The following is a 7,726-nucleotide window of genomic DNA, read 5'->3' as shown; positions in this document are numbered from 1 at the left end:
GGCCTCTCCGTCGGCGGTCGCCTCCGCCATCCGTACCTGGTCGGCCGCCGCGGCTTGCACCGACTCCGCGCGCGGCGGGGTCACCGGCACCTCGGACAGGACCCGGGCCCGAGCGGTGCGTTGGTCGACCGCCTCGACGACTTCGGCCGGCAGCCACGCCGCACCCTGCGCGGACACGGCCGGATCCAGCCTGGCCAACAGATCGGCGGCCGACGGCCGTTGCCTGTGATCCGGGCGGAGGCAGTCCCGGATCAGGCCACCCAGCAGGCGGTCGACGGCCTCCCGGCCGTCGGTACGACGGGATTCCCCACCGGTCGCCGCGAAGGCCAGCACGGCGCCGAGGGAGAACACGTCGCTCGCCGGCCCCACCTCGCCGCCGGCGGCCTGCTCGGGTGACATGAACCCCCGGGTACCCGGGCTGCGGTTCGCCCTGGTGATGGAATCGGCATCCTCGGGGCGGGCGATCCCGAAGTCGATCACTCTGGGACCGTCGGCGGTCAGCATGATGTTCCCGGGCTTCAGATCGCGATGCGTCAGACCGGCCCGGTGAATGTCGGCCAGTGCCTCGGCGAGCCCGGCGGCCAGCAGGCGGACGGTGGCCGCGGGGAACCGCCCATGAGCGGCGACCGCTTCCCAGAGCGACAACCCCGGCAGATACGCGGTGGCCAACCACGGCGTACCCGCCTCCGGGTCGGCATCCAGCACCGACGCGGTGTACGCCCCGCTGACCGTACGGGCCGAGGCGACCTCCCGCCGGAACCTCGCGCGGTACCCGGCATCGCCCGCGAGTCGCGACCAGACGACCTTGACCGCGACGAGCAGTCCGCCCGGCGAACACCCGAGGTAGACCACCCCCATGCCGCCGGCACCCAGCCGGGCCACGAGGCGGTAGGGACCGACCCGGTCAGGATCACCCGGCCGCAACTCCTCCACCGGCACTGCCTCCCTCGACTCCACCGAGAGAACCATGATTCCCCCAAGCCCGCACTCGGCGGGCGCGAATCACGGTTTCCCCGACGGTGCCGGCGATACGGGATATGACGTCGGCAGATTCACGGGCGGGAGGCCGCAGGGAACGCCCGGCGGCGGGGGGCGGCAGGCGCCGGGTCAGCTGCGGTCGTAGAGATGGAACTGCTCCCAGGCCCCCGTGACGGTCTCGGAGCGGGCGCGCAGCACGTTCGCGGCGCTGCCGGTGAAGTTGCGCTCCACGGCGACGTAGCGGTTGTTGGCCCTGGACTTCAGGGCGTACGTCTCGCTGGCCTCGTCCCAGACCAGGTCGAAGGTCTCCCAGCCGCCGGGACCGGCGGAGCGGGCACGCAGCACGCCGGTGCGCGGTGCGGCGTAGTTGACCTCGGCGGTCGCGAAGCCGCCGTTGCGTACGGACTGGATCGCGACGGGTTCCTGCGCGGGCTCCACCCACGCCGAGTACTGATCAGGCCGTGCTCAGCGTGCGTTCACGGCTTGCTCCACGTCGGAAACGACCGTGACCCGCCCGCCGTCGCCGGGATCGGGATCGGGGACGACCGACTCCGGGTCGACGAGGTAGACCTCGTGACCGTCCAGCGTGAGCCGGCGCGCGACCTCCAGCAGCATGCGCCGTGCCACGTCGTCGATCGAGTGGACCATCGTGAGGTCCAGAGCCACCCCGGCTTCCCGGGGCGCGGTGGACACGACTTCCCGTACGACCCTCTCGGCTGCCGCAAAGCCGATCCCGCCCTGCAACTGGACCACCCGGATCGCGCCGGGCCCGCCGCCGACGACGTGGTTGGACCGCACGACCGCCCGCGCGGCGGGCGGGACCTCCATCACGTGCAGACCCATGTCGGAGGAGAACCGTTCGAAGAGCGACACACCGCGCACGCTGTTCCCGTGCGGGTCCAGCCGCGGTGAGAACGTGGCGATGCCGATCTGGCCGGGGAGCGCGCCGATCAGGCCCCCGGCGACGCCGCTCTTCGCCGGGATGCCGACCTGCGTCGCCCAGTCGCCGGCCGCGTCGTACATGCCGCAGGTGGCCATGACGCTCAGCACCTGCCGCACCACCCGTTCGCCTATCACCTGCCGCCCCGAGAGGGGGTTGACGCCGCGGTTGGCCAGCGTCGCGGCCATCACGGCCAGATCGCGCGCGGTGACGAGCACGGAGCACTGGCGGACGTAGCCGTCGACGACGGCCCGCGGGTCCTCGGTGAGGATGCTGTGGCTGCGGAGCATGTGCGCGATGGCGAGGTTGCGGTGCGCGTGCTCCATCTCCGACGCACACACCGCCTCGTCGACCCCCAGCCGGCGGCCGGCGAACGCCGAGAGGCCGTCGACGACGCGCTCCACCCGCGCTGCCGGACCCATGTCCGGGGAGCCGGCCAGCGAGTGGGTGGTGATCGCACCGGCGTTGATCATGGGATTGCGGGGGCGCCCGGTGTCGCTTTCGAGGGAGATCTCGTTGAACGCCTCCCCCGATGGCTCGACACCCACCTTGGCGAGCACGGCGTCGAAGCCGCGGTCGGCAAGCGCCAGCGCGTACGTGAACGGCTTCGAGATCGACTGGATCGTGAACTCGACGTCGATGTCGCCGGCCCCGTAGACCTCGCCGTCGAGGGTGGCGAAGACGGCACCGACGCGCTCGGGGTCCGCTGCCGCAAGCTCCGGGATGTACCCCGCGGGCTCCCCGGACGTGTCCGACTCGACGTCGCCGAGCGCCTCGGCCAGATAGTCGGGAATCATCGACCGCATACGTCCTCCTCCCTGCAGATCAACTTTCTACGCCATGAACCGGCCCCGAGTCCGCCGCACCGCCGCCGGCGCCCCCGGTGGTGCCGACGACGAACACGTCCACCGCGGATCCAGAGCACAGGCCCTGCCCGGTGTCGGACCACCGGCCCGGCCCGGTAACAAGCTCTCGCCTGGCGGTGAGCACGGCCTCGGTGTGGCGCCGAGCCAGGTCGGCCGCGCAGGTGCCGGTCGTGGTCATGCTTGACCGCACGGGCCCGTGTGGTCGCAGTACGGCTGCAGACGGCTCTGTCCGCAGCCGCACAGCACGGCCCTGGTCTCCGCGCGCGGGCCCGCCGCCGTGTCCAGGCTCAACTCGCCGCGCGCGATCAGCTGCCCGACGGAGTTGTGCGCGATCTGCGTGGGCCGGTCCGGCGTCTCCGCCTCTCCGTCCGCGAGTTCGTACTGCAACGCACCGGAGGGGCAGCGCCGCACCACTTCGGCCAGGCGCCCGGCCTCCGCGCCGTCCGGCCGGATCCACGGGCGCTGCGCCGGGTCGAAGACCTCCGGCAGCCCGCCGACGCATGCGGCCGCGTGCAGGCAGCGCCCGGCCTCGAACGTCACGGTGATCGACCGGCCTTCGTACGCCTTCTTCTCTTTTCCGCTGCTCATACCGGCCTCCGCCGCCGCGCCCGGTGTTCAGTCGCTGACACTGCTGCGTGACTGGTACAGCAGGTCCTTGTACTCGGGGTGCCGGGCGATCCACCCCGCGAAGAACGGGCAGATGGCCAGCACCCGCAGCTTCGCGGCGCGCGCCTCGTCGAGAGCGGTACGGACCAGCGCCGCCCCGACTCCCCTGCCCTCGTACTCCGGCAGGACCTCGGTGTGCACGAACGCGACGAGTTCCGCCGTGCGGATGTAATCCGCGACGCCCGCGACCTTGGACTCTCCCCCGACCCGGGCCTCGTACCGCCTGGCCTCGGGAACGTCGCTCACTTCGACTGACACTTTTCCTCCGTACGCCTTCCGCGTGGACTCTGCGCCACGCTAGTCGAATGAAGTTGATGCATCATCTTCTACGGCAGGCGTGTCCGCCCGCATGTGCCGGGGCGGCGTCAGCCCTCGCCGCCGGCGGGCGTGGCCAGGAGCTGCATCTCCCAGGCGAAGGCCACACCGCTGGCGCCGCCGTGCTGCGCCTGGACCTCGGCGGCACCCGCGACGGTCTCCTCGCGGGCCCAGTCGCGCTGCCACTCGCCCATGACGGCCAGCCACGTGATCGGCACCACGCCGGCCTGGACCATGCGCTGCACGGCCACGCTGTGCGCCTCCGCCGAGACGCCGCCCGAGGCGTCGGTGACGACGAACACCTCGAAGCCCTCGCCCGCCGCCTGTATCGCCGGCATCGCCACGCATATCTCCGTCCAGAGACCGGCGATGACCAGCTTCTTGCGCCCGGTCGCCTTGACGGCATCCACGACCCGCCGGTCCTGCCAGGTGTTGATGAAGGTCCTGTTGATCGGCTTCTGCTCCGGGAACACATCCTGCACCCCCTGGAGGAGAAGGCCGCCGCGCTCCTCCAGCACGGTCGTCAGGACGGTCGGCACGTCGAAGACCTTGGCGGCCTTGGCGAGTCCGACGACGTTGTTGACGACCATCGTCGGCTCGTGGCTGTTCAGGTTGGCGAACTGGAAGGGCTGGTGGTCGATCAGTACGAGAACACTCTCCTCGGGCGTCAGCAGCGCGTCGAGTCCGGCCTTGTTCTCGGCACTCATGGGATTCCCCTTCTGGAGCTTCGACCATTTGGTTGACGTGTCATCTACCTTAGGGATCTCTCGTTGAGACGTCAACTAACCGCCGGGACGGCGCCTTGCCGGGGGATGGAGGACCTGTCGGCGGCCTCGTTACGCTCCCCCCATGAACGCAACGCCTCGCTGGCTGACCTCGGAGCAGATGGCGGCCTGGGACAGCTTCATCCGCATGCAGGAGAAGCTCATCGGGCGGCTCTCCCGCCGGGTCCATGCCGACTCCGGCATGTCGGCCTCCGACTACACCGTGCTGGTCAAACTCACCGAGGCCGGCGGGCGGATGCGCTTCATGGACCTGGTGAAGCTGGTGGAGTGGGAGAAGAGCCGCATGTCCCACCAGGTCGGGCGGATGGCGAAACGCGGACTGGTGGCCAAGGAGGAATGCCCCGACGACGGCCGCGGCGCGTTCATCGTCGCCACCCCGACCGGCTACGAGGCGATCGAGGACGCCGCGCCCGTACACGTCGAACACGTCCGCCGGCTGTTCATCGACGCCCTCACCCGCGAAGAACTCGCCGCGCTCGCCCGCATCTCGGACCGCGTCCTCGCGCACATGGAGGAGCAGCCCGACTGACGGACATCCCGCCATGAACATCGACCGGTCCGCCGAAAACGCAGAGATCCCGCCCGGTCACGGTGATCGGCCGCGACGTGGCGGCGGCGCAGTGCCGCGAGTCCCTGATCGCGTCGGTACGCATCCCCACACCGCTTTCGGTCGTGGGGCCAGTCCCACCAGATGGTCCGGTTGTTCATGGCGCGGTGACCGCGTTCGCGACCGCGGACTAGGGTGCCCGCATGTCGCTGGTGGGAAGGGACGCCGAGCAGGCGCGGGTTCAGCGCCTGCTGGCGGATGCGCGCGACGAACGCAGCGGGGCGCTGGGGCTGCGGGGCGCACCGGGGATCGGGAAATCGGTCCTTCTCGACCGCGCCGTGTCGCTCGCCCGAGCCGAGGGCATGCAGGTGGTCCGCGGGGCCGGGGTCGAGTCCGACTACGAGCTGGCGTACGGCGGCCTGCACCAACTCCTGTTTCCGCACCTGGATCGGCTGGACGCCCTGCCCGCCCCCCAGGCGACGGCGCTGCGTTGCGCCTTCGGCCTGGCCGAGGGTGACGCCAACCGGTTCCTGATCTCCGCCGGCATCCTGTCGTTGCTCGCCGATCTGGCCGAGGATTCCCCGCTGCTGTGCGTGGTCGACGACCTGCAATGGCTCGACCAGGGCTCCGTGGAGGCGCTGTTGTTCGCGGCCCGCCGCTTCGTGGCCGACCCGATCGCGGTGCTGTTCGCGGTGCGCGAGACGTCGGCGCCGCCGCTGGCGATCGCGGGTGTCGAGGTCGTGGATCTGTCCGGCCTCGCCGCGCCCGATGCCGCCCGACTGCTCGACGGCCACGCACCGGAACTCGCCGAACGGACGCGGACCAGGGTTCTCGCGGAGTCAGGCGGCAATCCCCTGGCGATCATCGAGCTCGGGCTGTCGCGGCTCGCGGCCCGCGATGACGACGAGTCCGACCCGGCCGGGCAGGTCGGCCCGCTGCCGGTGACGCGCCGCGTGCAGGAGGCGTTCCGCCACCAGATCGTGGAGCTTCCCGACCCCGCCCAACGCGCGCTTCTGGTGGCAGCAGCCGACACCGCGGCGCCCCTCGCGACGATCCTGCACGTGATCGAATCCCTCGGTGGCGCCGCCGGCGACCTGGCGCCCGCCGAACGTGACCGGCTGGTCCGGATCGACAGCCGGATCACGTTCCGCCATCCCCTGGTACGGGCAGCCGCCTACCAGGACGCGCCGCTGCACCGGCGGATCGAGGTCCATCGCGCGTACGCCGAGGCGCTGCGCGCGGACGCCGATGCCGACCGTCGCGCCTGGCACCTCGCTGCCGCCACCACCAAACCCGACGAGGCGGTGGCCGCCGAACTCGAAGGCGTGGCGGAGCGGGCCTGGCACCGGGGCGGCGCGATGGCGGTGTGCGCTGCCTACGAACGCGCCGGTCGGCTCAGCGCCGACCGGGAGCTGAAGGCCCGGCGTATCGCCCGGGCCAGCCAGGCCGCGTTCGACGCGGGCAAGGCCGACCGCGCCGCCCGGCTGGCCGCCGAAGCGCTCGCGCTCACCGCCGACACCGGTGTCCGGGCCGACGCCATCTATACCCGTGGCGCCGTGGAGTACGAACGCACCTCGCCGCGGGCCGACGCCGAGCTGACGCTCAAGGCCGCCGCGTTGGTGCGCGACACCGACCCGGAGCGCGCCGCGCTCACGCTCTACGAGGCCGCGCACGCCGCCCGGCACGGGGCGGCGCACGACCTCCTGGAGCGTGCGGCGGATCTGATGCGCGGGTTCACCCCGCCGGAGCACTGGGCACCCGTCGTCGCCGCCCTCCTCGGGTGGGCGGACCTGTCCGCCGGACGTCCGGAGCTGGCCGTTGGCCCGATGCGCGATCTCCACACCGCCGCACGCGGTGGCGGGCACGACCTGATGCACCGCATCACCGCCGGGTTCGGCGGGCTCATGATCGCCGACGACGACGGCGTCATCGCCGGAACCGAGGACATGCTGGCCGCGGTGCGGGCCACCGGGGCGTTGGGGTGGGTCCCGTACACGCTGAACGTGCTTGCCGTGGCGCGGCTGTTGCGCGGCGAGTTCGCGGACGCCCGCGCGTGTGCGGCGGAAGGCGTTTCCGTGAGCGACGAACTCGGGAACACGACCGAGAGCCTGGCCCACCGGTCGGTGGAGGTGTGGTTGCACGCCGTGTCGGGTGACGAGGCACGCTGCCGGGCTCTCGCCGAGGAGGTGCTCCCGCGGGCCCGGGCCCGGCACCGGGTCAATGCCGAGATCGCGGCTTGGGGTCTCGGGATGCTCGACCTTTCCGCCCGGCGCTTCGGGGACGCGTCCGACCGGCTCACGCACGTGTCCCAGGGACCTGCGAGCCGCGACCTCCTGGTGCGGGCGGTGCCGGATCTGGTGGAAGCAGCCGTGCGCTGCGGCATGCCGGATCGCGCCCACGGACCACTGGCGGCTTTCCGGCACTGGGCTGAGCACGTCGACCGCCCGGCCGCCACCGGGCTCGTCCTGCGGTGCCGGGCCCTGCTGGCCGACGACGGCGCCGCCGATGCGCTGTACGCCGAGGCGCTGCGGCTCCACGAGCGGCACGGCGGCCCGTACGAGCGTGCCCGCACCCAGCTGGTCTACGGCGAGTGGCTGCGGCGCCGGCGTCGCCGTAGACCAGCTGGGTG

The 7,726-nt window shown here is 72.0% G+C and carries 8 protein-coding genes and 1 pseudogene; 2 read left to right on the top strand and 7 right to left on the bottom strand.

Annotated elements, in window-relative coordinates; all coding sequences use genetic code 11:
* The 7 genes and pseudogenes from H5J30_RS11365 to H5J30_RS11335 all read right to left on the bottom strand — a co-directional run.
* The coding region (locus H5J30_RS11365; protein WP_220188788.1) for a serine/threonine-protein kinase at positions 1-969 on the bottom strand (969 nt) is incomplete at its 3' end.
* 150 nt (positions 970-1,119) lie between these two features.
* A pseudogene (locus tag H5J30_RS11360) lies at positions 1,120-1,398 on the bottom strand (fascin domain-containing protein); the annotation flags it as partial.
* 45 nt (positions 1,399-1,443) lie between these two features.
* Complete coding sequence (locus H5J30_RS11355; RefSeq protein WP_181787311.1) at positions 1,444-2,724, bottom strand: glutaminase; 1,281 nt, start codon at positions 2,722-2,724, stop codon at positions 1,444-1,446.
* Between the two features lie 19 nt (positions 2,725-2,743).
* Complete coding sequence (locus H5J30_RS11350) at positions 2,744-2,962, bottom strand: hypothetical protein (protein WP_181787310.1); 219 nt, start codon at positions 2,960-2,962, stop codon at positions 2,744-2,746.
* Entirely contained in the window at positions 2,959-3,372 is a 414-nt protein-coding gene (locus H5J30_RS11345) for a (4Fe-4S)-binding protein (RefSeq protein ID WP_181787309.1), read from the bottom strand. The genes H5J30_RS11350 and H5J30_RS11345 overlap by 4 nt, the downstream gene beginning before the upstream one ends.
* A gap of 27 nt (positions 3,373-3,399) precedes the next feature.
* On the bottom strand, positions 3,400-3,708 hold the full coding sequence (locus H5J30_RS11340) for a GNAT family N-acetyltransferase (RefSeq protein WP_181787308.1): 309 nt from the start codon (positions 3,706-3,708) through the stop codon (positions 3,400-3,402).
* 107 nt (positions 3,709-3,815) lie between these two features.
* Positions 3,816-4,472: a hydrolase gene (locus H5J30_RS11335; protein ID WP_181787307.1), complete on the bottom strand. Its 657-nt coding sequence runs from the start codon at positions 4,470-4,472 to the stop codon at positions 3,816-3,818.
* Between the two features lie 142 nt (positions 4,473-4,614).
* On the opposite strand from H5J30_RS11335, the gene H5J30_RS11330 reads away from it, so the two are divergent.
* A complete protein-coding gene (locus H5J30_RS11330) occupies positions 4,615-5,079 on the top strand; it encodes a MarR family winged helix-turn-helix transcriptional regulator (protein ID WP_181787306.1) in 465 nt (154 codons plus the stop codon).
* 221 nt (positions 5,080-5,300) lie between these two features.
* On the top strand, positions 5,301-7,726 hold a 2,426-nt coding region (locus H5J30_RS11325), incomplete at its 3' end, for an ATP-binding protein (protein WP_181787305.1).

It is taken from the genome of Streptomyces phytophilus, assembly GCF_013870535.1.
GTDB lineage: Bacteria > Actinomycetota > Actinomycetes > Streptomycetales > Streptomycetaceae > Streptomyces > Streptomyces phytophilus.
This window is presented reverse-complemented; position numbering and strand designations above follow the sequence as displayed.

Bases quoted from the DNA above. Each gene is read 5' to 3' on its own strand.
- H5J30_RS11350 (WP_181787310.1), bottom strand. From the start codon at position 2,962: ATGACCACGACCGGCACCTGCGCGGCCGACCTGGCTCGGCGCCACACC.
- H5J30_RS11355 (WP_181787311.1), bottom strand. From the start codon at position 2,724: ATGCGGTCGATGATTCCCGACTATCTGGCCGAGGCGCTCGGCGACGTC.
- H5J30_RS11335 (WP_181787307.1), bottom strand. From the start codon at position 4,472: ATGAGTGCCGAGAACAAGGCCGGACTCGACGCGCTGCTGACGCCCGAG.
- H5J30_RS11345 (WP_181787309.1), bottom strand. From the start codon at position 3,372: ATGAGCAGCGGAAAAGAGAAGAAGGCGTACGAAGGCCGGTCGATCACC.
- H5J30_RS11330 (WP_181787306.1), top strand. From the start codon at position 4,615: ATGAACGCAACGCCTCGCTGGCTGACCTCGGAGCAGATGGCGGCCTGG.